The organism is Schaalia vaccimaxillae DSM 15804 (assembly GCF_000420425.1).
In the GTDB taxonomy this organism is placed as follows: domain Bacteria; phylum Actinomycetota; class Actinomycetes; order Actinomycetales; family Actinomycetaceae; genus Pauljensenia; species Pauljensenia vaccimaxillae.
The window spans coordinates 179,273-206,018 of the sequence record NZ_ATUX01000009.1 but is presented as its reverse complement, the minus strand read 5'-3'; the positions used below and the strand labels follow the sequence as shown (position 1 = coordinate 206,018).

At 56.4% G+C, this 26,746-nt stretch carries 21 protein-coding genes and 1 rRNA gene; 11 read left to right on the top strand and 11 right to left on the bottom strand.

Translation table 11 applies throughout. From position 1 onward, the window contains the following. From G439_RS0108835 to G439_RS0108815, 5 genes are all read right to left on the bottom strand, one after another. Positions 1-216, bottom strand: a 16S ribosomal RNA gene (locus tag G439_RS0108835); the annotation flags it as partial. Between the two features lie 614 nt (positions 217-830). Then, the gene (locus G439_RS0108830) at positions 831-2,261 is read right to left on the bottom strand and encodes an NAD-dependent malic enzyme (protein WP_022868824.1); all 1,431 of its coding nucleotides are present in this window, start codon (positions 2,259-2,261) and stop codon (positions 831-833) included. A gap of 313 nt (positions 2,262-2,574) precedes the next feature. Further along, entirely contained in the window at positions 2,575-3,687 is a 1,113-nt protein-coding gene (locus tag G439_RS0108825) for a substrate-binding domain-containing protein (RefSeq protein WP_022868823.1), read from the bottom strand. 124 nt (positions 3,688-3,811) lie between these two features. Continuing rightward, the gene (mmsB, locus tag G439_RS11735) at positions 3,812-5,050 is read right to left on the bottom strand and encodes a multiple monosaccharide ABC transporter permease (RefSeq protein WP_022868822.1); all 1,239 of its coding nucleotides are present in this window, start codon (positions 5,048-5,050) and stop codon (positions 3,812-3,814) included. A 40-nt stretch (positions 5,051-5,090) separates the two neighbouring features. Then, positions 5,091-6,644 (bottom strand): sugar ABC transporter ATP-binding protein, encoded by a 1,554-nt coding sequence (locus G439_RS0108815; RefSeq protein ID WP_022868821.1) that lies wholly within the window; start codon positions 6,642-6,644, stop codon positions 5,091-5,093. Positions 6,645-6,839: 195 nt separating this feature from the next. Between G439_RS0108815 and G439_RS0108810 the strand changes: the two genes are divergently transcribed. Both G439_RS0108810 and G439_RS0108805 read left to right on the top strand, forming a co-directional pair. Further along, positions 6,840-8,063, top strand: a complete 1,224-nt coding sequence (locus G439_RS0108810; RefSeq protein WP_022868820.1) for an ROK family transcriptional regulator — start codon at positions 6,840-6,842, stop codon at positions 8,061-8,063. Next, positions 8,029-8,784 (top strand): ATP-binding cassette domain-containing protein, encoded by a 756-nt coding sequence (locus G439_RS0108805; protein ID WP_022868819.1) that lies wholly within the window; start codon positions 8,029-8,031, stop codon positions 8,782-8,784. The genes G439_RS0108810 and G439_RS0108805 overlap by 35 nt, the downstream gene beginning before the upstream one ends. 104 nt (positions 8,785-8,888) lie before the next feature. On the opposite strand, the gene gatB is transcribed toward G439_RS0108805, so the two are convergent. Genes gatB through gatC form a run of 3 tightly spaced genes read right to left on the bottom strand, consistent with a single transcriptional unit; the run spans position 8,889 to position 12,186 of the window. Beyond that, a complete protein-coding gene (gene gatB / locus G439_RS0108800; protein WP_022868818.1) occupies positions 8,889-10,385 on the bottom strand; it encodes an Asp-tRNA(Asn)/Glu-tRNA(Gln) amidotransferase subunit GatB in 1,497 nt (498 codons plus the stop codon). Next, positions 10,385-11,890, bottom strand: a complete 1,506-nt coding sequence (gene gatA, locus G439_RS0108795; RefSeq protein WP_022868817.1) for an Asp-tRNA(Asn)/Glu-tRNA(Gln) amidotransferase subunit GatA — start codon at positions 11,888-11,890, stop codon at positions 10,385-10,387. Before gatA ends, gatB begins: the two co-directional genes overlap by 1 nt. Further along, a complete protein-coding gene (gene gatC, locus G439_RS0108790) occupies positions 11,890-12,186 on the bottom strand; it encodes an Asp-tRNA(Asn)/Glu-tRNA(Gln) amidotransferase subunit GatC (protein WP_022868816.1) in 297 nt (98 codons plus the stop codon). The genes gatA and gatC overlap by 1 nt, the downstream gene beginning before the upstream one ends. Before the next feature lie 102 nt (positions 12,187-12,288). On the opposite strand from gatC, the gene G439_RS0108785 reads away from it, so the two are divergent. Next, positions 12,289-13,554, top strand: a complete 1,266-nt coding sequence (locus G439_RS0108785; RefSeq protein WP_022868815.1) for a phospholipase D-like domain-containing protein — start codon at positions 12,289-12,291, stop codon at positions 13,552-13,554. Between the two features lie 79 nt (positions 13,555-13,633). Here G439_RS0108785 and ligA read toward each other — a convergent pair whose 3' ends face one another. Then, positions 13,634-16,009, bottom strand: a complete 2,376-nt coding sequence (gene ligA, locus G439_RS0108780) for an NAD-dependent DNA ligase LigA (protein WP_022868814.1) — start codon at positions 16,007-16,009, stop codon at positions 13,634-13,636. Positions 16,010-16,389: 380 nt separating this feature from the next. On the opposite strand from ligA, the gene G439_RS0108775 reads away from it, so the two are divergent. Continuing rightward, on the top strand, positions 16,390-19,221 hold the full coding sequence (locus tag G439_RS0108775) for an FtsK/SpoIIIE domain-containing protein (RefSeq protein WP_165544535.1): 2,832 nt from the start codon (positions 16,390-16,392) through the stop codon (positions 19,219-19,221). A gap of 352 nt (positions 19,222-19,573) precedes the next feature. Next, the gene (locus tag G439_RS0108770) at positions 19,574-19,822 is read left to right on the top strand and encodes a WhiB family transcriptional regulator (protein ID WP_022868812.1); all 249 of its coding nucleotides are present in this window, start codon (positions 19,574-19,576) and stop codon (positions 19,820-19,822) included. 131 nt (positions 19,823-19,953) lie between these two features. Here G439_RS0108770 and G439_RS0108765 read toward each other — a convergent pair whose 3' ends face one another. Next, positions 19,954-21,420 carry a sensor histidine kinase gene (locus G439_RS0108765; RefSeq protein ID WP_022868811.1) on the bottom strand — a complete coding sequence of 489 codons (1,467 nt, stop codon included), beginning with the start codon at positions 21,418-21,420 and terminating at the stop codon, positions 19,954-19,956. 109 nt (positions 21,421-21,529) lie between these two features. Here G439_RS0108765 and G439_RS0108760 point away from each other — a divergent pair, with 109 nt between their 5' ends. From G439_RS0108760 to G439_RS0108740, 5 genes are all read left to right on the top strand, one after another. Continuing rightward, on the top strand, positions 21,530-22,012 hold the full coding sequence (locus tag G439_RS0108760; RefSeq protein WP_022868810.1) for a DUF2505 domain-containing protein: 483 nt from the start codon (positions 21,530-21,532) through the stop codon (positions 22,010-22,012). Positions 22,013-22,078: 66 nt separating this feature from the next. Next, entirely contained in the window at positions 22,079-22,528 is a 450-nt protein-coding gene (locus G439_RS0108755) for an OsmC family protein (RefSeq protein ID WP_026459565.1), read from the top strand. Position 22,529: 1 nt separating this feature from the next. Further along, complete coding sequence (locus G439_RS11730) at positions 22,530-23,312, top strand: hypothetical protein (RefSeq protein ID WP_022868808.1); 783 nt, start codon at positions 22,530-22,532, stop codon at positions 23,310-23,312. A 55-nt stretch (positions 23,313-23,367) separates the two neighbouring features. Further along, on the top strand, positions 23,368-24,171 hold the full coding sequence (locus G439_RS0108745; protein ID WP_026459564.1) for a thymidylate synthase: 804 nt from the start codon (positions 23,368-23,370) through the stop codon (positions 24,169-24,171). Beyond that, entirely contained in the window at positions 24,168-24,716 is a 549-nt protein-coding gene (locus G439_RS0108740) for a dihydrofolate reductase (RefSeq protein WP_022868806.1), read from the top strand. The genes G439_RS0108745 and G439_RS0108740 overlap by 4 nt, the downstream gene beginning before the upstream one ends. Here G439_RS0108740 and hemG read toward each other — a convergent pair. Further along, positions 24,709-25,236 (bottom strand): menaquinone-dependent protoporphyrinogen IX dehydrogenase, encoded by a 528-nt coding sequence (hemG, locus tag G439_RS0108735; RefSeq protein WP_022868805.1) that lies wholly within the window; start codon positions 25,234-25,236, stop codon positions 24,709-24,711. The genes G439_RS0108740 and hemG overlap by 8 nt on opposite strands. A gap of 167 nt (positions 25,237-25,403) precedes the next feature. Here hemG and G439_RS0108730 point away from each other — a divergent pair, with 167 nt between their 5' ends. Next, positions 25,404-26,729 carry an MFS transporter gene (locus G439_RS0108730; protein ID WP_026459563.1) on the top strand — a complete coding sequence of 442 codons (1,326 nt, stop codon included), beginning with the start codon at positions 25,404-25,406 and terminating at the stop codon, positions 26,727-26,729. Positions 26,730-26,746: the final 17 nt, after the last annotated feature.

Below are 26,746 nucleotides of genomic sequence, written 5' to 3'. Positions count from 1 at the left end.
AAAAAACCTTTCCACCCACCCCCATGCGAAGGCAAGTGAATATCCAGTATTAGCAGCCGTTTCCGACCGTTATCCCAAAGAAGAGGGCAGGTTACTCACGTGTTACTCACCCGTTCGCCACTAATCCACGGTGCAAGCACCGCATCATCGTTCGACTTGCATGTGTTAAGCACGCCGCCAGCGTTCGTCCTGAGCCAGGATCAAACTCTCCAAACAAAAAAAATTCAGAAAACCCCAAACCAACCAAAAAAGCCAGCCCAGGAAAATCCCAACCAAAAAACAACTCAAAAACAAAAAACAGGCATAAAAACAAACAAACACACTATCGAGTTCACAAACAACACCAACACAACACAACAAACCCCAAAAGGTTCACCACGAAGGAAGACGCCCACGCCAAGTTCCCACGAATCTCCACTCAGAATCATCGCTGCCGTTCGGCGCAACGAGGAATACATTAACGACCCACCAACAAACCGTCAAATCGCCCTCGCCTCGCACTCCACTCTTTGCATTTCGTTGAAATAGCAACGTTTTCTCAGCTATTACATGTTTCGCACTGTGCCTGAAGCGGCTATTTTCATGCACCACGTCACCAATTCAGCCCCGCAATGAGAGGCAGGTCTCCATGATTTCGCCAAAAATCGTTGCTCACGCCACGTCGGAAGTGCACTTTTACTCCCAAAAGCATTTCTACCCGGAACTGCAGCTTTAGCCACGCACTGCGAATCCTTCACCCCGATGTGCAAAGCCCGCAAGACGAAGGCGGCCCCGCCCTCGTTAAGAGGACAGAGCCGCCCGAACACAGCTAGTCAGCATTGAGCACCGAGTCACCGTGAAAGTTGCACACCCTCCTGATCAGGGATCTGGATGGTCGGCAGGTCGCGGACAGCCTTACGCACCTCACGTGAGACCGCGGGCGCTACCCGCTCATCAAAGACGCCGGGGATGATGTAGTTCGCGGACAGTTCGTCCTCGGAAATAACTTCGGCGATAGCAACCGACGCTACTCGCAAAAGCTCGGTGGTGATTTCAGAAACCTTCGCATCGAGAAGACCGCGGAAGAGTCCAGGGAACGCCAAGACGTTATTGATCTGATTCGCGAAGTCAGAGCGTCCGGTAGCAACGATGGCAGCATGCTCAGCGGCCTCGATGGGATCCACCTCCGGAGTCGGGTTGGCCAGAGCGAAGACGATCGCATCATCGGCCATTGTGGCAATGTCTGCGCCCGTCAAGATATTGCCCTGCGATACGCCAATAAAGACATCCGCATCCTTGAGGCCCTCCTGCAAGGTGCCATGAACCAGTCGCGGGTTGGTGGCTTCCGCAAGAGCCTTGCGTGACGGGTGCATGCCTTCGGTATCGTCCGCTGCCAAAGCACCTGTACGGCCGTAGCCCACGATGTCCTTGGCTCCCTGGGCAAGAAGTAGGTGAATGATGGCGTTGCCCGCTGCTCCCACACCGGACACGACAATGCGCACATCCTCAATCTTCTTACCAACGAGTTTGAGGGCGTTGATGAGTGCGGCCAGGACGACGATGGCGGTGCCGTGCTGGTCATCGTGGAAGACGGGGATGTCGAGTTCCTCGCGAAGACGGGCTTCAATTTCAAAGCACCGAGGCGCTGAGATGTCTTCAAGGTTGATGCCGCCGTAAGCGGGCGCAATCGCCTTGACAATCGAGATGATTTCTTCCGTGTCCTTCGTATCGAGGACGACCGGCCAGGCGTCGACGCCGCCAAATTCCTTAAAGAGGACGGCTTTGCCTTCCATGACAGGCAGAGCAGCTTCGGGGCCAATGTCGCCCAATCCGAGGACTGCGGTACCGTCGGAGACAACAGCCACCGAATTGGCTTTCATTGTCAGCATGTGAGCCTTGAGCGGCTGGTCATGGATGGCCGTGCAGACACGGGCCACACCGGGGGTGTACACGCGGGAAAGATCATCACGATTACGGACCGGCATTTTTGCGGCGACTTCGAGTTTACCACCCACGTGTGCCATAAAGGTTCGGTCGGCGACTGAAGAGACACTCACTCCCGGCAAGTCACACAACGCAGAGCGGACCTCTCGGCGATGCTCAGATGAGGCCATATTGCAGGTGAGGTCGATAACGAGCTGGCCGCGATCAGAATCCGCAACGTCGAATCCCCTCACCTCGGCCCCGGTCTTACCGACAGCATCAACGACTTCGGCGATCTTCGTCTTCGACTCGTCAACGGTGACGCGGTAGGAGGCGGTGTATGAAGGGGAAGTACGCATGTGCTGTCCTTGTTCGATTGGGACTCAAGCCCCAGCTTCTGGAGACTCTTATATCTTCCTCTATGTACCCGAATTAGTCTCATAGTGCTCAACACCCGGACGAAAGTCCGGTAAGCGACAGAGCTAGACCCAGTCCGAGATGAAATGCCTGTCGGTCCTTGCACTAGTGGGGATCAAAGTTTCGCCCGCCTGGCCGAAGCCAGGCGGGCGAAAGGCTCTTCAGAACTCATCCGGGTCATCACTGACGCCAGCAACAATTGGGCCAGTAGTACTTCGGATTGAGTTCATTTGTGACGCCTACTTTTGTCTGCGGTCATTTGATCAAAGCCAAGCGATCAGGGTCGTTAGCGAAGACGTCTTTGAGGTTCTTCTCGGTGACGACCACAGGATCGAGGGCGTAGATCGACACATCCACCTTTCCGTTGTTGGCGGTCTCAGTGGCAGCGGGCAGTTCTTCGCCTGCTTGAAGGGCCTTGATGAGCTCAACAGTCTTGGCAACCAGGTCCTGCGTGGGCTTGGCAACGGTCGAGTACTGACGACCTTCCGAGATCGCCACAATCGATTCGTTTTCAGCGTCGAGGCCGGAAACAACAGGAAGTTCCTGCCCTGCCTGCTCAGAAGATGTCAAGATCGCGCGCGCAATACCATCGTTGGGCGACAGCACACCATGGATCGGCTTGTCAGCGTAGAAGCCTGACAGCAGGGAGTCCATACGAGACTGAGCCTTGGCGTTGTCCCAGTCGGGAGTTGCTGCCTGGGTGAAGTCGGTCTGGCCCGAAACAACGACAAGCGTGCCATCATCAATCTTGGGCTGAAGGACCTTCATTGCGCCTGTGAAGAAATTAGGCGCATTTGGATCGGCCGGACCACCGCCAAAGAGTTCGATGTTGTACGGGCCTTCGCCTTTAAGTTCAGCCAGACCATCAAGCAGTGCTTGCCCCTGAAGTTCGCCGGTACGAACGGAGCCGAACTGAACGACGGCATCAACAGAAGCAGTGTTTTCAATGAGGCGGTCGTAGCCGATCACCGCGACCCCAGCTTCTTTGGCTTTATCCAGCACGGAACCCAGTTGAGTACCATCAACGGGCCCGACGACGATCACTTTCGCACCCTGTTCGATCATTGCTTCGATTTGCTGTTGCTGCTGAGGCACCTTCTGATCGGCTGACTGGATCAGCGGAGTGAAGCCGGCTTCAGTCAACTGATCGTTGAACATCGTCTCGGCCTCCTTCCAGTTCTGCGTACCCAACCAAGGAAGGGCCACGCCAATAGTTGCGTCGGCATCGAAACCGGCAGTAGCCGTGGTCGTGCTGTCACCGCTAGATGGAGTCTCTGTGGTACCTTCGCGGCCACCGCCTGAGCATGCGGTGAGGACCACGGTAGCTGCAGCAGCCGCAGCCAGAAGGCCGGTGAGTTTCCTCTTCATTGGTTTTCCTTTCGACGTGCTCCAGGTCATTGACCAGGATCTGTGTTTATGTTTCGTCCTACATGGATGGGCTGGTGCCCGATGGTTTTCGCGCCTCGTTGCACGAATGGAGTGAAGTCTTGCTTCAGCTGTTTTTCTGGGCGTCCTCAGCTTTTTGCGTTTTCGCACCTTTCGACAGGTGACCGATGATGGACGGTTTGCCCTGCTGCTTGTTGTAGACGTCGAACGCGACAGCAGCGAGCAGCACGAGGCCTTTAATCACCTGGGTCTTGTCAGCTCCGACTCCCATGAGCATCAGGCCGTTATTGAGAACAGCCATGACGAGGCCGCCAACCATTGAGCCGACAACCGTGCCGATACCGCCCGATACAGCGGCGCCGCCGATGAAGACTGCGGCGATGGCATCAAGTTCCCACATGGTTCCATCCGAGGGACCTGCGGAGGTTGATCGGCCCACAAAGAGGATTCCCGCAAGGGCTGCAAGGAAGGACATATTGACCATGACGAGGAAGTAGGTGCGTGAGGTGTTCACACCAGACAGAGCCGCCGCTGCTTTATTGCCGCCGACTGCGTAGATATGGCGCCCGAATCTGGTGCGCTGAGTAATGACGTGGTAGATGATCACGAGAACCACCAGGATGAGACCGGGAACGGGGAAGGAAGTTCCGGGACGGCCGTGGCCAAAAAGGTAGGTCAGGTAGGCGATGACAACAGAGACGAGAACCGAGCGCACAATCGGCACCCACAGGGGCATTTCCCCACCATTGCGTACTGCGCGATTACGACGACGGAATTCAGACCACACGAACCACGCGATGGCCGCGAGGCCCAGAAGAAGCGTCGAGTTGTTCAACTGAGTCCAGGCTGGACCCCATTCGGGCAGGTATCCGGCACCAAGGAACTTGAACTCATCGGGCACGGGGACAGAAATGGAGTTGGATGCCCAAATCACGGCGCCTCGGAAAATCATCATGCCAGCAAGCGTTGTGATGAAGCCGGGAATCCCAACTTTTGCCAGCCAGAATCCGTGCCACGCTCCAATCGCAATGCCCATGAGGAGGCCAACAACGAGAGCAAGCCACCACGGCAGACCGATGTCTCTAATAGTCAGAGCCATGATCATTCCGACGAAGCCTGCCACTGAACCGACGGAGAGGTCGATCTGGCCGATAACAATGACCATGACCATGCCGATGGCGAGGATGAGAACGTAGGCGTTGCCAGATACGAGGTTCTGGAAGTTTGATGACGTGAGCATGCGCCCGTCCGAGATGACCTGGAAGGCAAGGACGAGTGCGATGAGGGCCAGCACCATCGTATACTGCTGGAGGTTGCCCCCGAAGACCTGCTTAAAGGATTTCATGATACGGAAGTCTCCTTGTGGACTGTGCGTTGGAACTGGCTTATTGGACGTCGTCGCGGGTGCGGCTGGAAGTGGTCATTCGTCTCATCAACGATTCCTGGTCTGCTTGGGCGGAATCAACGACACCTGTAATTTCGCCCTCGCAAATGGTGTAGATCCGATCGCAGATGCCCAGGATCTCGGGCAACTCGGAAGAAATAACGATGACGCCACGCCCCTGATCGGCAAGGGCATGAATGAGCTTGTAGATCTCGTACTTCGCACCCACGTCGATACCTCGAGTGGGCTCGTCAAGGATGAGCACCTTGGGATCGGGATACATCCACTTGGCGAGGACGACCTTTTGCTGGTTTCCACCCGACAGGGTGACGACTCCGGTGTGAACCGATGGTGTCTTAATGCGTAGGTCATTGCGGAAGCGTTCGGCCACGTTTGTTTCTTTGTCGAGGTCGAGCAGACCTCCCGAGACGATGTCTCCGAGATTGGCCGAAACGATTGTGGATTGAATGGAGTCTAGGAGGTTGAGTCCGAGTTGCTTGCGGTCTTCGGGCACATAAGCAATGCCCTTTGAAATTGCCTGAGAAACCGACGTGAGTTCAAGTTCTTCTCCGTCAAGTTCGAGGGTTCCGCCCAGGTATCGTCCAAAAGATCGACCGAAAATGGAGCGGGCGAGTTCAGTTCGTCCCGCTCCCATGAGACCCGCGAAACCAACAACCTCGCCTCTGTGTACTTCGAAGGAGGCGTTCTTTGCGAGGAGCCGTCCGGGGACAAGTTCCGATTCGACGGTCCAGTTGCGTACGCGCATGAGGACGTCAGAAATGTTGGCGTTACGTTCGGGGTATCGATTTTCGATTGAGCGGCCAACCATTGCTCGGATAATGCGGTCCTCATCAACTTCACCTGCAATGACGTCGTATGTTTCCACGGTCTTTCCGTCACGGATGACCGTAACTGCATCGGACACCTGGGCGATCTCGTTAAGTTTGTGGGAGATCATCAAACAGGTGATGCCTTTGGATTTGAGCCCAAGCATGAGGTTGAGGAGGTTTTGAGAATCTTCCTCGTTGAGAGCAGAGGTCGGCTCGTCAAGAATGAGGAGCTTGACGTCCTTAGATAGGGCCTTGGCAATTTCGACCAACTGCTGCTGGCCAACACCCAGGTTCTTAATCGGTGTCTTCGGATCAATTTCGAGTCCGACTCTGGCAAGGAGGTCGATCGAACGCGTCTGGGCTTCCTGCCAATCGATGAGCCCTGCTCGGGTGATTTCTGATCCGAGGAAAATGTTCTCGGCGATGGAGAGTTCAGGAATGAGCGCTAGTTCTTGGTGGATGATGACGATGCCGGCGCGTTCGGAGGCTTTGATCCCGTTGAAGGCACATTCTTTGCCCTCGAAAAGTATTTTGCCGTCATAGCTACCGTGGGGGTGGACTCCTGAGAGCACCTTCATGAGGGTTGACTTGCCAGCGCCGTTTTCTCCACAGATGGCGTGGATGTCTCCTCTACGAACACGCATTGTCACATCATCGAGGGCGCGTACACCTGGGAATTCCTTGACGATATGACTCATTTCAAGAATGACGTCTGTGTCAGTCATGGCTCCTCCCTTTCTTTCGATTCGGGACCTGGGCGCCTATGCCCGTGCCTGCGTTCACACTAGAGGCATTTCCCGATTGAGATAATGTCTTAAACTCAACCGTGATCTAATCGTTACGTCTCGAAACTCAACCCATATGCTTGTCGACGGCCGCATTAAACGTGAATGGCGTGTTCACCCTGATAACGTGAACATATGGGCTCGACGTACACCGCTCCGGGATCACAATCCTCTTTGCGTGAAGCGAACGCTGCCCGGATCATCGAAAACGTCAAGAAATACGGGCAAATTACCCAGGTTGAACTCGCGACAGCCACAGGCCTGTCCTCGGCAACGGTGTCCAACATCGTCAAGCAATTGGTTGCCAACAATGTCGTACGCATTGCTACCACCGTGCGTTCAGGACGGCGAGCACACTTAATCTCAATGGCCTCATCCTCGGGCCTAGCCGTCGGCATTCACATTGGCAGACGACACATGACCATCGAAGTGTCAGATGAGTCAGGAGATGTTCACGCCGATCAACTCCTCCCCCTGCCACAGGACCATCGGGTCGACACCACACTGGATCGGGCAGCACTGCTCGTTATGGAGCTGACCGAAGAAGTCGGTTCATCCCTCACAGACGTCCACGCGGTCGGCGTGTGCCTCCCAGCACCCGTTAATGGGAAAACGGGCGAACTATCGAGCATCCAAAGCCAGCACGGAGGTTGGGATGAAGTTTCTATTCAAGCAACACTTCAACGACGCCTCCAGGTACCCGTCCTCGTCGATAATGACGCGAACGCAGGCCTCATCGGAGAGTCACGATACGGAAATCTGCGTGGCGTAGAAGACGCAATTTACCTGCACATGTCACATTCTGTGGGTGCCGGTCTTCTTGCAGGGGGACGCGTCCACCGAGGACACCGAGGACGAGCTGGGGAAATTGGGCATGTCCAGGTCGATCCGCAAGGCCTGATTTGTCAGTGTGGAGGTCGGGGCTGCCTCAAAACAGTCGTCGGCATCGACGCCCTCCTTGAACCACTGCGCCTCAACCACAATGTCAACACCCTGTCCGACCTCGTCAACGCTGCTCGCACCGGAGATGCCGGTTGCCGCCAAGTACTGGCCGATGCTGGATCAACGATCGGCAAGGTTTTAGGCAATCTGGCCGTCATGCACGCCCCCACTCATATCGTCCTTGGAGGAGAACTTGCGCTCACCGACGACCTCCTGCTCACCCCCGTTCAAGAAGCCCTCAAACGCAGGCCATATCTAGATGATGTCACCGTCATGACAACCAGTTTGGCTGGGCGTGCTGAAGTTCTCGGCGCCCTCGCACTGGCTCGTGACGCCAGCCAATCTCAAACTCCCCGCCCATCGTCCAAGACAGGAGAAACCGATGCCGAACACCCCCGCTCCACTCCTGCGGCTTGAGGGCGTAACAAAGAACTTCGGAGGCGTTGAAGCCGTCGTCGATGTCAACCTGGACTTGCATCGACACGAAGTCGTCGCCCTCGTCGGCGATAACGCGGCAGGAAAGTCCACAATCGCACGCATGCTTGCTGGGGTTCACCAACCCACCGAGGGCAGAATCCTCATTGACGGGCATCCCGTGGCCATCCCCTCCACACGTGCAGCCTTTGACTTAGGCATCGCCACAGTCTTCCAAGAACTTGCGCTATGCGACAACCTGGACGTGACCGCCAACATTTTTCTTGGACGCGAAATCTACGAAGGCACGCGCCTACTCGACGAGCGACTCATGGAACGCAGCGCGCGCACATATCTCGACACTTTACGCAGCCGGATTCCAGACGTTCACACCCCGCTACACGACCTCTCCGCTGGCCAGCGTCAGTGCGTTGCTATTGCACGAACACTCGTTGCAGATCCTCGAATTGTTCTACTCGATGAACCAACGGCGTCATTGTCAGTCGCGCAAACTGCAGAAGTTTTAACCCATATTTCCAGGTTACGCGACCTAGGCATGGGCGTAATTTTTATCAGCCACAATTTAACCGACGTCCGCGCAGTGGCAGACCGAATCGTGGTGCTGCGCCACGGACGGATCAATGGCATCTTCGATGCGGCTCAAGCCAGCTACGAGGACGTCATTGCGGCGATGACCGGAGCTTCACAACACGCACTGAGCTAGCTCTTCGCAAGGCGCAAATAGGTAGCAATTGCGCTTTAAATGCGTCGGCGGCCCGGGTCCTGGTATTCCAGGATCACCGGACCGCTTAGATGTTTAAGAGCAGATCAGGCTCCCACCATCGCCATGATGAGTTCGCGCACGCGAGCAGCATCGGCCTGCCCACGCGTCGTCTTCATAACTGCACCAACGAGGGCGCCGGCTGCCTGGACCTTGCCTCCCTTGATCTTTTCAACAATGTCAGGATTGGCATCGAGGGCTTCTTTGACTGCTACCGTCAGAGCACCGTCATCGGAAACAACCTCAAGGCCGCGAGCAGCGACAACCTCAGTCGGCGAACCCTCACCAGCCAAAACACCTTCAAGCACCTGGCGAGCCAACTTGTCGTTGATCTTGCCGCTATCTACCAGCGACTGCAGTTCAGCGATTTGGGCTGGAGTTACCGGCATCTGAGCCAGTCCAACCTCATTCTCTTTGGCTTTGCGTGATAGCTCGCCCATCCACCACTTACGGGCTGAGGCAGCATCCGTACCAGCAGCCACCGTTGCCTCGATAATTTCCAAGGCGTCGGCGTTAATAACGTCGCGCATTTCCATATCCGAATATCCCCACTCTTCACGCAGACGGCGACGCTTGGCCACCGGCAACTCCGGCAAGGATGCGCGGATCTCGTCGACCCATTCGCGCGAGGGCGCAACAGGAACCAGGTCGGGTTCGGGGAAGTACCTGTAGTCCTCTGCATCGGACTTTTCACGGCCCGAAGAGGTCGTGCCATCTTCTGCGTGATAGTGGCGAGTTTCCTGGACGATAGAACCTCCACCAGCCAAGATCGCACCCTGGCGTTGCATTTCGAACTTCACTGCCGAAGAAATGCCGCGGAAAGAGTTGACGTTCTTCGTTTCGGTGCGCGTCCCCAAAGGCGACTCGGGGGTCGGGCGAAGCGACACGTTAATGTCGGCGCGCACGTTGCCCCGCTCCATACGGGCCTCGGATACTCCCAGGGCGCGGAAGATGTCTCGCAGCGCCTTGACGTAGGCTGCGGCAACCTCGGGGGCACGCTCCCCTGCTCCCTCGATGGGACGGGTGACGATCTCAACCAAGGGCACGCCCGCGCGGTTGTAATCGACCAGGGAGTAGTCGGCTCCCTGGATGCGGCCATCCGCACCACCAATGTGAGTATTCTTACCGGCGTCTTCTTCCATGTGCGCGCGCTCAATTTCTACGCGGAACATGGAGCCGTCTTCGAGCTCAACATCAACGTAGCCATTGGCTGCAATCGGCTCATCCGACTGGGAAGTCTGGAAGGCCTTAGTCAGGTCCGGGTAGAAGTAGTTCTTTCGTGCAAAACGGCAGTATTCGGCGATCTCACAGTTGAGGGCCAAGCCAATCTTGATGGCGTATTCAACGGCCGTACGGTTGACGACAGGCAAAGAACCGGGCAACCCCAGCGACACGGGAGTGACGAAGGTGTTGGGTTCGCCTCCGAATTCATTGGGGGCAGCGTCAAACATTTTGGTTTTGGTACCAAGCTCGACGTGGACCTCAATACCGAGGACGGGGTCGAAGTTCTTGACGACCTCGTCGTAATTCATGAGTTCGCTCATCACTTCTCCTCCCACTGTGCAGCCGGGCATGCTCCGGCAATGTCATCACTCAGCGATTCAACAAGCTGAGCGACCTCGTACATCTTCTGATCGGCATGAGCCGGTGCGATGATCTGGAATCCGACGGGCAAACCTTGCGAATCCAAACCGTTAGGCACGCTCATTGCCGGCACGCCAGCCAAGTTTGCCGGAATTGTGGCCACGTCGTTGAGATACATGGCCATCGGATCGTCGATCTTGTCGCCGAACTTGAAAGCGGTTGTTGGCGCCGTCGGAGACACGAGGACGTCCACCTGCTCAAAAACGCGAGCAAAATCGTCTTGGATTAAGGTGCGAACCTTTTGAGCCGAACCGTAGTAGGCATCAAAGTATCCGGCAGAAAGGACATGAGTGCCCAGGATGATGCGGCGCTTAACTTCATCACCAAAACCAGCCTCACGCGTTGCTGCCATAACGGAGGCTGCGGTCACGGGCCCTTCGGTAGGTTCGACTCGAATGCCGTAGCGCATACCGTCGAAGCGGGCCAAGTTGGAGGACACCTCAGCAGGCATGATGAGGTAGTAAGCGGCCAGAGCGTAGTCGAAGCTCGGGCAGGACACTTCCACAACCTCAGCTCCGGCTTCGCGCAGCTGATCCACGGTGTCGTTAAAGGCAGCCAGTACGTCGTCCTGGTAGCCATCCCCCGTCAACTGCTTGACGACGCCCACTCGCAGGCCCTCAATGGACTTAGCTTGGGCGACCTCAGTAACGCTTTGCGTCAGTGCGGGAACCGGCTCATTGAGCGACGTTGAATCGAGGGGGTCGAAGCCGCCGACCAATTCGGTCAACGCTGCAGCGTCTGCAACTGTTCGAGTTACGGGACCAATCTGGTCAAGGGAGGACGCCATAGCAATGAGGCCGTAGCGCGATACAGCCCCGTACGTGGGCTTGGCGCCAACGGTTCCGGTCACTGCGCCGGGCTGGCGAATAGAACCGCCGGTATCAGATCCGAGGGCGAGCGGCACCATGAAGGCTGCAACCGCAGCCGCAGAACCGCCGCCTGAACCACCAGGAATTCGCTCGACGTCCCAGGGGTTCAGAGTCGGGCCAAACGCCGAATGTTCGGTGGACGAACCCATTGCGAACTCATCCATATTGGTCTTGCCAACAATGGGCAGACCCGCTTCCTTAATCTTGACAACAATGGTCGCATCGTAGGGAGGCAACCAACCTTCAAGGATCTTCGAGGCGCACGTGGTAGGCATGCCGCGGGCAACCATATTGTCTTTGAGCGCAATCGGGATACCTGCAAGACGATGAAGTTTCTCGCCTGCAGCGCGCCGCGCATCAACGTCGGCCGCTGTTGCCAAGGCGCCCTCGCGATCGACATGCAAGAACGCGTTGATCTTCGGGTTCAATGCATCGATGCGATCCAGGCAAGCCTGCGTCAACTCCACCGAGGTGATCTGGCCAGACGCAAGCATGTCAGCCAGTTCAAGGGCGGTTTTAGTCAGAAGATCTTTCATCATTCCTCCCCCAGGATCTGCGGCACCTTGAACATTCCGTCTTCGGCAGCCGGTGCGCAAGCTAGAACTTCGTCACGGTCCAAAGTCGACGTGACAACGTCCTCGCGCAGGACATTGGTGAGAGGAATCGGATGCGAGGTCGCTCGGATTTCGTCAGTCGCAACCTCGGACACCTTGGCAACCGAGTCAGCAATGACGTCAAGTTCCCCAGCGAAACGCTCGATCTCCTCAGGGGTGAGGGCAATATGGGCCAGCCCGGCAACGCGGGCGACCTCTTCAGTACTAATGCGTGGCATGGTTCGCATCCTACCCGGCTCAGCCAACCACCTCCCACCTCTTCCCACACAGATGCCGTTTTCAGCACCGCAAACGAGGCCGGGGCAACGTATTCTGGGCGCATGGCTCTTAGTTTTCGGCGCAAATTCACCGACCAGACTCGACGAATCGTTAAAGGTTCACTTCTGGCGCTAGGTGTTGCCCAAGTAGGAGCCGTTATTGCCGTCCACGCCGTGGACTCCATGCGAAAGAAACGTATTCCTGGCGGACGCAAGGACTTCCCCACTCTGGACCCAGCGGACACAAAGATCGATTCGAGCATGGCTCGGACCTATACCGACGGCCATTCCCTTTACGCAGACATGCTCAGCGCGATTCACAATGCCGAGGACTACATTTTCTTTGAGACCTACATTTGGCGCTCAGACGGGTGGGGCCAACGATTCAAAGACGCAATCGTGGCCGCAGCTCGCCGCGGAGTTGATGTGTTCTGTGTCTGGGATGGCTTTGGCGTCTTGAACCAGGATCCTCGTTTCTACCGTTTCCCTGAGATCCCCAGCCTGCATGTGCGCCGCTTCCCAGCGCTTCGGTCTGGCCTCTTCACCTTCAATATCCGCAATACCGGCCAAGATCATCGCAAGATTCTGGTTGTCGATGGACACATTGGCTTCGTCGGCGGATACAACATCGGCGATCCCTTCGCCGACGAATGGCGTGACACCCACGTTGCAGTCACTGGAGACGCAGTATGGGAACTCGAAAACGGATTCGTCGATTTTTGGAACTACTACCGGCCAAAGAACGCTCCACGCCTTACCGATCGTGGGGCCCGCAAGTGGTCATCTGACGTCACAGCGGCATTCAATGTTCCTCATCGCCTGCTGTACCCAATCCGCGGCATGTATATCGACGCGATGGAACGGGCCACCGACCACATCCTCATCACGACCGCCTATTTCATTCCTGACCGCGAGCTACTAGCCGCACTTAAAGCCGCTGCTCGGCGCGGTGTCAAAGTCAAAGTGCTCATCCCCGAGTACTCCAACCACATCATGGCTGACTGGGTGGCTCGCCCCTACTTCGGTGAACTGCTGCGAGAGGGCATCGAAATTTGGCTATACCAGCACGCGATGGTGCACTCCAAGACAATGACCGTTGATGGTAAGTGGTCAACCATTGGAACGGCAAACATCGACCGGCTGTCTATGCGCGGCAATCACGAGGTCAATCTACAGTTCTATTCCGAAGACCTCGCAGAGCGTATGGAAGAAATTTTTGTCAATGACCTGACAACCTCACGGCGCCTGACGATCCAAGAGTGGCAGAACCGAACTCTGCTCACCAAAATCGGGGAACGCTTACTGCGCCCCTTCGAATTGGTCGTGTAGGCCCCATTAACTTGTCAGCAAAGAAACGCCTGAACAGGTGCTGACACGCGCACTGTGTGGCCTCAGTCGGCTAGGCCTCCTATTCGACGCCGACAGCCTCCAGGCCTCCCTCCAGCAAGGCGGCGAATTGAGTTTCGTCAATCAGAGGCACTCCAAGCGCCTCAGCTTTAGCTGCTTTTGAACCGGCGCCCGGGCCGGCTACCACCAGGCTCGTTTTCTTCGATACGGAACCCGCCGCCTTTCCTCCCCTGGCAGTGATGGCTTCTTTGGCTCCCTCGCGGTCAAACCCTGGCATTGCGCCGGAGAGAACAATCGTTAAGCCGGCGAGGATTTGCTCAATGTCCTGGCTCTTTTCATCTGCCATTCGCACCCCTGCCTGGGCCCACCTATCCAGGAGTTCGCGATGCCAGGCGACGTCGAACCATTCCCTCAAAGACTGCGCAATCACAGTTCCAACGCCATCAACCTGCGACAAGTCGTCAACAGATGCCTCCTGTAGTGCCTGCATGGAACCAAAGGCGCCGGCAAGCGCCTGCGCAGCTGTGGGGCCGACGTGACGAATCGACAGGGCATTGAGTACCCTCCATAGAGGCTGCATCTTGGCTTTTTCAAGTTCGGCGAGCATGTCGGTCAAAATCTTCGAGGGCGTGGTATCAATCGCTTCAGATTGGACGCCCGTCGCCGTCTTTTTGATCTTGTATGCTTTTGACCAGAAATACCGGACCTGCATCCAGTCGCCCGTGTTTTCACCGCGCTCACGAACCGGGCGCCACACAAAAACGTCGCGCAAGAGTGGCGCCGTCAATTCAAAGAGAGCGCCCTCTGTTGTCAAAACGGGAGCTTGTGCATCAGGAAGTAAAGAATCGGCGATTTTGAGCTGCTCGGCGTGAGGGAGTTCTTGCGCATCGTCGAGGACGACACGAGAGCCGTCCTCCAGGATGACACCGTGGCCCGCGACCAGAGCTGCAGCTACCTCATCACGGGCGGCTTCGGGTTGTGTCAGCGCCAAAGCGGACTCATCACCTAGACCTTCAACATCTAAGGCCTGTCGAGCGCCGATGAAAGCGAGACGTTCAGTGATCTGGGCGGGACAACCAGCCTTATTGGGGCATCGCAGATCCACGTCTCCATCTTTTTCAGCGACGATAGTCGTACCGCACGAAGGACACTGCGTCGGCATGACAAAAGGCTTTTCTGTGCCGTTCCTGGCAGACTCGACAGGAGCAACGATCTCTGGGATTACGTCACCCGCCTTGCGTAGAACGACCAGGTCACCGATGAGGACTCCCTTTCGGGCAACCTCTTGCGCATTGTGCAAGGTCGCCCGAGAGACATTTGAACCTGCAACGAGCACGGACTCCATGACGCCATATGGAGTTACGCGTCCGGTGCGCCCCACCTGTACGCGGATGTCCAAGAGCCGAGTGTGAACCTCTTCTGGAGGGAACTTATACGCCGCCGCCCAACGCGGCGCCCTCGATGTTGACCCGAGGCTGCGCTGGAGGGCCAAATCGTTAACCTTAACGACAACTCCGTCAATCTCATGCACCAGAGAATGACGTTTTTGCCCAATCTGAGCAATCGCTTCCTCGACGGCCTTTTGGCCGTTAACCAAGACCGTGTACGGCGAAACCGGAAGTCCCCATTCTTGGAGTTGTTCATACCAGCCGTGCTGGGTCGTGGGCGGAGTAAAAAACGAGACCGACTCGGGGCCATCCACCTCGACGAAACCCACTCCGTGAGCAATCATCGCCAGAGGCCGCGACGCAGTCACTTTCGGATCCTTTTGACGCAGCGATCCGGCCGCGGCATTGCGAGGATTAACGAATGGCCTCTCCCCCGCCTCGACGCGCGCTACATTGAGCTCGGCAAAGTCAGCCACTGGAAAATACACCTCACCGCGGATCTCAATCCTGTGCGGATAGGACTGGCCTTCAAGCTCATGCGGAATAGATGAAATGGTCGAGACATTTGCCGTCACATCCTCGCCGACGTATCCGTCGCCACGAGTTGCAGCCCGCTCCAGATACCCGTCAATGTAAAGCAGATTCACCGCCAAACCATCGACTTTGACTTCCGCAGTCATCGCAAGCTCATCCATACCTAGATCGTTGTGAACCCTGCGATTCCACTGCGCAAGTTCTTCGAGAGAAAACACATCGTCCAGGCTGGTCATTTGCTGAAGGTGTTGGACAGGCGCGAACGCCTGCGAGGCGGTGCCCCCTACCGACATGGTGGGCGAATCTGGTCCCGCAAATTCAGGGAATTCTTTTTCGATCCATTCCAATTCACGGTAGGCCTGGTCATACTCTGCATCTGACAGGGCCGGATCGTCGCGGTCGTAGTAGGCACTGCGAGCCTGATCAATCAAGGCCGCCAATTCGGCGTGCCTGGCCCGGGCCTGGTCCCGGTTGTCAAGAGGCGCGAAGAGTGATATTCCATCCGAGGGCGTCATAGTCCTATTGTCGCATTGCGCGGAGCTGATGCTTGTCCACAGGGCGCAACGCCTTGAGTTCATCCACAACCCACCGATGCCAAGGTGACTGGTGTGGTGCCGACAGTCATTCTGGGCACAGGAGGTTGCCCATGGACGTATCCGCCCACATTCACGAAGCCCTGAGCTCACCGCTGCATTTAGCATGCGTCAGCGGCCCTGACATTGGTGCAATTGTGCCGGTTCACGGCGTACTTGGCCGGCAAGGAACAATTCCTCTCACGGCCCCTCAAGTGTCGCGAAACCATGCCAAAATCACTCAGCTGCCGGATCGTCGCGAGATCAAGTTGGAAACCATAAGTACCCATCCGGTGAAGGTTCATATATACGGAGGCTGGAAAATGCGCCTTCGGCCGGGCACAAGCACTAAACTGGGACCAGGACAACGCTTTGATATCGGCGAAGACACATTCGAAGTCCGCGAGCGCCCCACATCCTTGACCTGGCACCCTCCAGCCAAGGGCGCGCAGCGTTCAAAACTCTTGTTTACTCTGTCTGCCGTATCGATGACAGCTCTGCTGATGTGGCGTCTGGCGACTCTCCTACCGTCGGGATCTGCGGTCTTGGTGGCGATTTCGATATCTATCGGCCTCGTCGCTTTAGTCGTGTACGGTCTTCGGCGTATTCGAGGCCGATTCTTACGGGCCGACGGCGCTTTTCTCGCCCTCGTACTGGAATCTTTGAGTCGCGAGCACACTGATGTGAAAGAAGCTCAGCAACTACCGCTCTGGGTGAGTCGTCCCGGCGTCCGCACTGCCAAAGTCGTCATCGCTGGAGCCTTAGACGACGAAAAGTTGGCCGGGTTGCATTGCCGGCACCCAGGTTTTGCAGGCTGCGAGGCTTCCTCATCAGCCCGGTGGCTGGCTGCCCAGATCGCCGTTGCCCTACGAGGAGCCACCGTGACCTGTGAGGATGGATCGATCTGGACTCTTGCAGGCGGCGGTAGCCCCATCCACCTGTGCTCGCATGAAAAGTGTCTTGCCTGTCCGAACGGACGCATCTCTTCGCAAGCGGTTCATATTGCTGTTTCTGCCACTTTCGAATCGTTACCCACGTGGTGTGACTTCGCTTTAACCGCCCACCGGCGCACTGTAAGCCCATTGTGGTGGTGGCAGGTCGCTTCTAGGTACGAGCCCACAGATCGAATAGCCGAACACGTCTATTTAGAGGATCTCCAAGGGCACCAGATGAATGTCCAGGCTGGTATTGACCGCGAGGATTGTTTGGCTGCGATTGTCGGCATTAACGAGGACGGCCCCCTCATCGTGGACCTGGTCAGGGATGGGCCTCACGCTTTAGTTGCTGGATGTACAGGTTCAGGAAAGTCGGAAGCCTTAACAACGTGGCTTCTTTCAATGTGTCAGTCATATTCGCCTCAATCCCTTCGTTTGGTGCTCATCGACTACAAGGGAGGAGCGGCCTTTAATCGTTTCTCTGGTCTGGCACACGTCGAAGCTGTGCTCACTGATCTAGATCCAACTGCCACAGATAGAGCACTCAAAGGCATTGGAGCTCTTCTTTCGCGCCGTGAGACCCTCCTCATGGAGTTGGGATTCCAAGACTTGGGTGCGTGGCAACGTGCCCGTGTTGAGAATCCATCGCTGGCTGCGCCTCCACCGCGGATTCTCATCGTGATCGATGAGTTCCGATTGTTGGCTGATACTCATCCCGAGGCTTTAGATACTTTGTTGCGTCTGGCGGCTCAGGGGCGCTCTTTGGGGTTACATCTGATCGCAGCAACGCAACGCCCGGCCGGTGCCATCACAGCTTCGATGAGGGCGAATATGGAATTACGAGTAGCACTGCGTTGCCTTTCTGACGCAGATTCAATTGACATGGTTGCAGATTCCAGTGCCGCACAACTGCCAAAAATTCCCGGACGCGCAATCATCGCTGACCACGGTGAGATTCAATTCGCTCTGGTGAAGGATCCGCAACGCCTCATTGAAGACCTCAAAGCTGAGTCTGATCAGTACACCAAGGCGTGCCAGCAGTTGTGGCCTGCCAGAATCGGGCAGGATCTGAGCTGGTTGGACCTGGATGCCTGGGGTTGGCAGGAACAGCTACAGGATAAACGAATTGATACATGTGGTGAGGCTGGTATTCGGCTCGGATTAATCGACGGAATTGAAGAAGGGCACCATCGTGTGTGGCTCTGGGATGGGGCATGGATTCGGATATCTACGCCCGATTATGAGACCACGCAGGCGGGCCTTTGGGTGAGTGCAATCGCGCAACGTATTGCGCTGGCCAAGAGACTTTCATTGCATCACTGCTCGTGGAGTCCGAATCCTGAATCAGTGAGTCAAATAGTGCCCACTGCCAGCGCGGACATCATCCGTCTGTTCAGTCATGCTGGCCAGCACGGACCAAGCGTGATCGCCCTCGATCATGTCGATTCAACTTTGGATGCCGTAGCCGCAAAAATTGGGCATCCGCGCTGCGAAAGACTGTGGGCGAGTTTCCTTGATGATGCTCGCAACGCCGGAATTGTCCTGGTGTGCGCAACTCCGGGACGTTTTGGTTCCCAAGGTTGGCGCATTCCTGCATCCACTGAACTATTGCGTCCAGATTGTCTGGAATCGGCGTGGAGGGCTGGACTATCAGGAACTACGACGGTTCTTCGTGGCCGCCACGAGCTCTTGCTCAAGCAGACCGCGGATGATGGCGGGAAAGTTGTTGCGGTTCCGACGACGTTGGATGCAGATCTGAATGGTGCGCAGTCCAGACAAGGTAACGAAAACTGGCATGTGGCAACCTGGACTGGGGCGACGAAAGGTAGACGCGGGGACATCGGTTCTCACGAAGACGGTTCGGCTGGTATTCAGGTGCTCGTCGGAGATCACTGGGCTGAGTGGACACCAGATGGTCCGTCACCGTGGGTGATCATTAGCGACGAACCGTCCGCCTGTGAATCAATGCTGCGTAGAACTGGCCAGATACTCGAGTGGCCACCTTTCGAGTCAATACAGATTTTGCCTTCGAGCGCGTGGCCAAGGTTTGAGAGGTGGTCTTCAGCCAGAGTCCTTGCATTGGATCCAAGCTCTGATGTTGTGCGCTCTCTGACGCAAAATGCACGAAATTCACCGTTTTCTTTGCTGGCTGAGCAGTGGGATGAGTCTTCGGGGGTGCTCGTCGATCGCGGCTGGGCTGACCGTATTCGATTTGCATGAGTTCTCAGGGGCGCAGTGTCTGTTGGGGTGACTAAACAGGTGAGAGTTGCACGCCGTAGAGAATTTGCGAATAAGGACGTGAATAATTCATCAAAACTCACGGGATTAATGCGAATCTCGTGGCGCATTCTCTTCAGGATGTTGAAAGAATATTTCGCGAATATGAATGCCCAGGAAACGCGAGGTTTCAACAAAAGAATCGTAACGTGACGACTTGCACAACGAATCTTGCGAAACTGTGCCGTCCAACTCTTGCCCGGGCGCTTTATTTATCTGACACTTGTCCAGTTGCCCGGACGACCTGGACGTCGGGGCTGGTTATTTTCATCGCATGATCTAAGGAGCTGGAAAAATGGATTGGCGCAGCAAAGCTGCCTGTTTGAGTGTTGACCCCGAACTGTTCTTCCCCATCGGGAACACCGGTCCGGCTATCGCTCAAGCAGCTGAAGCCAAGACCGTATGCCACAGCTGCTCGGTCGAAGCGATCTGCCTGCAATGGGCCATCGATAACAACCAGGATTCGGGTGTGTGGGGCGGAATGAGCGAAGAAGAACGACGCTCGCTCAAACGACGCGCTGCCCGCGCTCGCCGCGCTTCTTGAACATAGTCTCAACAGTTGTGGGGATAGGCCGCTGGTCTATCCCCACAACTGTTTATTTTGCTGCTCGCCCATGAGGAAAAGTTTCCCTCAGCCGTTAGTACCTACGCTCTATTCGCGACAAATTTCGTCGCCTAGCGTTCAACCAAATCCAAGTCGATGTGGATTGTCACAACAGTTCCCCCGCCCTCGCGCAAATCCCATTGGATCTTGCCGCGCAGATCTCCTCGCACCATTTGTTGGACAATTTGTGTTCCCAAACCGCTCATGGGAGTGCCCGGTTCAAAACCCGCACCGTCGTCGGATACCGTCACTGTCATTTGGGCATCGTGGCGTTCAACATGAACCTCAATACGACCATCGCGATCTGCTAAACCGTGTTCCACAGAGTTGGCAACCAACTCATTGAGAACCGTGGCAAGAGCCTGAGCTTGGTCCGCTTGGATCACCCCGAACTTGCCGGTGGTGATCACTTCAACCGCATGATCGGTAGAAGCAACGGCGCCGGACATTCGCACCACCGTACGCGCGACCTCGTCAAAATCAACAGCCTCATCGACATTTTGGGACAAGGCTGCGTGCACTGTTGCGATCGCTTGGACGCGACGCTCAGCCTCGGCTAGAGCTTGCTTGACAGCGGCCTCTTCAGATCGGCGCGACTGCAGACGTATCAGCGCCGAAACTGTTTGCAAATTGTTCTTCACTCGGTGGTGGATTTCGCGGATCGTTGCATCTTTGGTCATGAGTTCTTGCTCGTGGCGTCGCACTTCAGAAACGTCTCGCGTCAAGATGACAGCGCCGAGTCTTTTGCGCCCATCGATCAACGGTAGGGCCCTGACAACGACGGTTGAGGCGTGTGCAGAAATTTCGACGCGCCACGACGCTCGCCCCATCACAACTACTGCCATGGACTCTTCAATGAGGGTTTCATCTCCGATGACATCGATGATCTCCTGAGCCAGAATCTTGCCGGTGACCTGGGAGCGAATCCCTAGCCTACGCAAGCAGGACACCGCGTTAGGGGTGGTGTGGAGGATTCTGCCATCCGGGTCAATCATCAGCGCTCCGTCGAGGACGCGAGGAACACCATGGGCCGAAACGGTTGGTGTCGAGTCGTATGGATATTCACCTCGGGCCATCATGTGGCACAGAGTGTCAGCAGCGACCCCTGGCCACCCTTCTGATCCCAATGCCAATCTGGGTGAGGAGATATTGGCTTCTCGCGTGACAACCGCGATGATTCTGCCGTCGTGGCTGACGGGAATACAGGTTTCCATCATTGAATAGGTTCCTGCCCAGCGGGCTGCTGATGCGCGCACAACCTGTCCGGTGGCGATGGCTCGCCGTAGTTCGATCTCGCGCGCGGCCGGAAGGTGTAGTCCGATGATGTCGTCGGCATGGACGGTGGTTGAAGTGGCAGGCCTACAGTGGGCGGCTGCAATGAACCGGTCATCATCCGTGGGCAGCCACAAGACGAGGTCAGCTGCCGACAAGTCAGCAAGGACCTGCCAATCTGCCAAGAGGAGATGGAGCCATTCGATGTCTTTGTCCGACAGCGGAGTCGTCGATGCCTCTTCGGCGAGCTGGGTCAGGCTTCTCATGTCTCAAAGTCTAGTGGCCTTCGACGCGCTTCTTCGGCGAGGCCAGAAACGAGGGTGCTGTTACCTACAATCTAGTGACGACCACTTACGCCACGATAGCGAGGCCCCGATGAAGTTCAGACAGAGCGTCACCTACCCCACCGACGTTGACGGTGTTATCGCCATGTCATTGGACGCGGAGTTTCTTCAATCGCGTTTCGCGAAAGCCTGTGCGGGTCCCTTGGATATCGAGGTAACGGGAACATGCGTGCAGGTTCGCGGCGAGGTTGACCCGAAGCTCATTCCGGCGGCAGGCCGCGCGTTGGTGGCTGACCGAGTGACCTTCACTTTTAAGGAGTGTTGGACTCGCACGGAAGGAGGGGCGCAAGCCTCGACCTCGCTGGTGTGCAAGGGGGCTCCGGTTGAAGTGAAACTTGAGTCGACTCTGGCCGACGTTGATGAGGGCTGCGTTCGTGATGCTCGCGGCGACTTCGTGGTGAAGGTGCCCTTTTTCGGATCAAAAATTGAGAAAGAGGCTATTTCGCGCGCGGAAGCGGTTGTTGAAGCGGAGGCGGGCCTTGCAGCCAGGTGGTTGGCAGGCCTCAGAGGGTGAAGTGGTTCCGCGTTGAGCGGACAGATTGATGCTGCGCGTCAAGCAGTTGGCAAGGACAATGGTGACATGACTGATTCAACCCACAATGCAGCCCCTACTGGCCCATCGACCTATCTCGAACGCCAAGGCGTTCGCAAATACGTCGCCCGCAATAGCCGCGGCGCTGAGGTACTCGTCGGCGACGGCCCCGGTCGTTTCTCTCCCGGTGACCTGATGAAATTGGCGATTGCCGGGTGTAATGCCATGTCGTCAGATAAGCGGATGACGGATCGCCTGGGCGAAGATTTCGAGCAATTTATCGGCGTTGCCGCAGAATACAACGAAGAGGAGGACCGTTTCACGTCTTTTGAGGTCGAGATGGTTCAAGATTTGTCTGGCCTGAGTGAGCAGGAAGTCAAGGACCTTATTCGCCGCGCGGAAGGTGCCATTGACCGCAACTGCACAATCGGCCACACCATTGCCCACGAAGTTCCCTATTCGAAGACTTTCACCTCTGAAGAAGTCGGAGAGGCTTGAGATGAGCGAGTCAGGTCCTGTTGCGACCACTTGGACTAAGGCTTTAGACGTTCCCTACAACGTTTCTGCCAGTTCTGCGGAAAAGCTGCGGGCAAAGTACCCCGATGCTACTCCTGAGCAGCTAGTACAGATTCAGAATCGGCGATTCAAGAAACGAGTTACGGTTGAGTCTGCTGCTGTCGGTGGTGTCGCTGCATGGCCGGGGATCGGGACTGCCGTGTCTTTTGGTGCTTCCGGCGCTCAGCTCGTTGCCTTCGTGTCCGAGGCCGCCCACCACTGCATGGTGGTGGCACACCTATACGGCATTGACATTAAGGATCCAGCTAAGAGAACTGCCTTGGTGTTGGCTGCCCTGACTGGTCAAGAGGGTGCTCAAGTCATCTCGCTTCAAGTCGGTGTGCAGGCGGTGTCGTGGTTCCGCGATTCTTTCCTCAATATCCGCACGATCTCTGCTGAGCGTTTTAACAAGCTCATGATGAAGTGGGTGCAGCGTAAGGTTCTCAAGTCTGCGGCAGTATCCACTGTTGGACGACTCATTCCCTTTGGTATTGGTGCCGTCGTTGGTTGGGGTGTGGGCGCGTCTATGGCAAACACTGCAATCGAGGGGTTGTCTGTTGCTCTGGGGCCTGTCCCGAATTCTTTCCCCGAGCCCACGGTGATCGATGTGCAGGTTGCTGATTCGCAAGACTCGAGCCGTTATGAAAATCTGGATCTGTCGGATGAGGACGAGGGCGATTCGGGTTTCACTGCGCCGCGCTCCCGCAGCCAAGACTCTAGGTTGTAGTCCCATTCCTCTTGCCCGATCTGCCCTATTTTGTGAAGGAAACCTGCCCATGAGCATTGCACCCGTTGACCGTCAGTATGAGGACCTGCTCGCCCGCATCACCACCGAAGGCGCGCTGAAAACGGATCGAACGGGTACGGGCACGACCTCGTTGTTTGGTGGCCAGTTGCGCTACGACTTGTCGAAGGGTTTCCCTTTGATTACGACCAAGCGTGTGCATGTGAAGTCAGTGGTCGGCGAACTTTTGTGGTTCCTGTCTGGAGATTCGAACGTCAAGTGGCTTCAAGACAATAAGATCCGCATTTGGAATGAGTGGGCTGATGAGGACGGCGAACTCGGCCCCGTTTATGGTGTGCAGTGGCGCAAATGGAACGCTGGGGATGGACGTCAGATCGATCAGATTTCTCAGGTGTTAGAGACTTTGAAAACCAACCCTGATTCGCGCCGCATGATCGTCTCGGCCTGGAATGTTGGGGATTTGGAGCAGATGGCTTTGGAGCCCTGCCATGCCTTCTTCCAGCTCTACGTTGCCGACGGTCGTTTGAGTTTGCAGCTGTATCAGCGCAGTGCTGACATGTTTTTGGGCGTTCCCTTCAACATTGCCTCATATTCGCTGCTCACCCATATGTTCGCCCAACAAGCGGGCCTAGAAGTTGGTGACTTCGTGTGGACCGGCGGCGATTGCCACATCTATTCCAACCATGTGGAACAGGTTGCCCAGCAGCTGTCGCGCGATCCTTACCCCTTCCCCACTTTGAAGTTGAACAAGGCTGCGTCAATGTTTGACTACACCTTCGACGACGTGGTGATCGAAGGCTATGAGCATCATCCAACGATCAAGGCTCCGGTGGCGGTATGAGCGTGCGTCTGGCATCAATTTGGGCTCAGGATCGCACTCGCATTCTGGGCAGTGGCACGGGGATGTTGTGGCGAGTTCCAGAAGATTTCAAGCATTTCAAAGCCTCGACCATGGGTTGTCCCATCATTATGGGGCGGCGTTCCTGGGAGGCCTTGGGGGGCGCCCTACCCGGGCGGACAAATATCGTGGTGACAAGCAATCGGGAATACGAGGCCGAGGGTGCCCTCGCGGTCGCCTCGTTGGATGAGGCCCTGTCTCTTGCTCGATCGACGGCAGCTCAAAGCGGTGCCCAAACCATCTGGATTACTGGAGGCGCTCAGCTCTACGAACAGACGATGAGCTTGGTCGATGAACTCGTTGTCACTCGTTTGGACCTGGATCTTGCGACCACACTGGCACCCCAAGAGGTTGTTCGCGCACCGATCATTGACGAAACGGTATGGATGATTGATCCGTCGCGGTCTGATGCCGATTGGCAGCCCCTATCAGGAGACTGCAAATGGAGAGTCGACTACTGGGTGAAGCGCTCGGATCGCTTCATTTGAGCAGACGTGTGAATTCGACAGCGAATTCTTCAACCTCTTCCCAATCCGTGTAATCAATGTGCACATCGGGCCCCCAAGGTTTACCTGAGGCCTTCAGAATCGGCTTGAGCATGGCGGAATCCGCCCGGTTATAGAGGCGGAAGTCGAGTTCACCAGCAAAAAGTCTGACGGTGGTGGGGTGCCACGGGGTTCCTTCTAGGAATCGCCTGGCGTATGCGTTGTCCTGAGGTTGCTTCTTTTCAGGTTTTGCAGCCGCCAGGTTCACGCCGATAAATCCTGTGGTCATGGCGTTGAGCCGAGCAGCATTCTTTTTGGCGAAAGACCAGACTTTCGGGGAGAAGAAGCCGTAACGCACAGATGCCCCAACGAGGACGGCGTCGACCTCGTCGTCGAGCTTTCGGATGGCGTCAATCGGGCGGATTTCGACGTCGTGACCTGATGCGCGCAGGACTTCCCCAACCCTGCCGACGATGGCAGCGGTGTGGCCGAACCTGCTGGAGTGCACTGCCAGGATCTTCACTTTTCCTCCCTTTACTTTCTTCTGTTTCCAGGACAGAACTTACGCCTTTAGAGCCCAAAGTGTTGCGACGCTTTGTCACTAAAAACCCAAGGCGCACAAAGACTGCCGGAATCACATCAAGGGGAGGCATGCGAGGAGGCGGGTAGCCTCCCGCTAGGATGGCGCTCATGTCCCGCTCCCCCATCTTGGCTCATCCAACCCTGCGCGCCCTTCTGGCGATTGCTCTTTTCACCTACACCGCTCAGAACATGCTCAATGTATCCATTGGGCCATTGGCACGGGCGTTGGAATTGAAAGAATGGATCGTGGGCGCGGCGGTTTCGCTGGCTGCCGTGGCGGTGACTCTACTCAGCCAGTTCTGGGGGCGTCGGTCGATCTCGTGGGGTCGACGCAAGGTGCTGCTGTGGGCCTTGGTTCTGGCTTTCATTGCCGGATCCTTATTTTCTGCTGCTGTGGGGCTGCGTGCCGCAGGCATGCTTGGAGCTGTTGGCGCAGGAGCAGCCGTTATGCTCGCTCGGGGCCCATTCTTTGGTTCTGCGGTCGCCGCTATCCCGCCCACGGGTCAGGCTTTAGTCGCTGAGGTCACTCCTGATGAGGAGTCGCGAGTCAAAGGCATGTCGGCCTTTTCTGGGGCTATCAATCTGTCAATCATGATCGGGTCGCTCGTGTCATCAGCCTTGGGAAGCTGGTGGATTTACGGCCCAGTCCACGCAACCCCGTGGTTCATTGTCATTGCTTTGATCATCGCGGCCATATGGATTCCGCGCGACGGCGAACTACAGGTTCGTTCCATCCAGCCCCTTGCCCATTCCACCAAGGTCTCCACGGGCAGCCCGGCCATTACTGACGACTCCACCGGCAACGAATCGCAGGATGCTCCTTTGCCCCCAAAGGTGTCATGGCGCGACCAAAGACTGCTGCCGTGGATCTGTGGGATCTTCGGTTTCTTCTTTGCGTCTGGGGTTCTTCAAATCACCGCCGGTTTCCTGGTCCAAGACCGGGGAGGATTAACGCCAGAACAAGCCGTGTCGCCCACCGCTCTCATGCTGTTAGCTACAGCGGCCGGTGCCATGCTCATGCAGCTTGTCGTGGTTCCGCGCCTGGGTTGGAAGCCACTTCGCCTACTGCGCGCGGGTATGACTATCGGTGTTGGAGCCTTGACTCTGCTGACCTTTTCCCATTCCCTCACCTTCATGGCTATTGCCGCATTCAGTATGGGCATCGCAAACGGGCTAGCAAGCCCTGGCTTTACGGCTGGTGCTTCCCTAGCTGTGACCCCAGCAGAACAAGGCGGCGTTGCCGGTGTCGTCAACTCAACCGGTGCTGTCACTTGGATTTTTGCGCCTGTCACGGCAACGGCGTTGTACGGATGGCAGCCGTTGTCTCCCCTGTTGCTCGCCCTGGCTTTGCTGGTTTTGTCCTGTTCCATTAGTTGGTTCCACCCTGGCTTGCGTCGTATTGGTCGAAAGCCAGCTGACACCCTCGCGCAATAGGACGAGTGGCCCCGCTA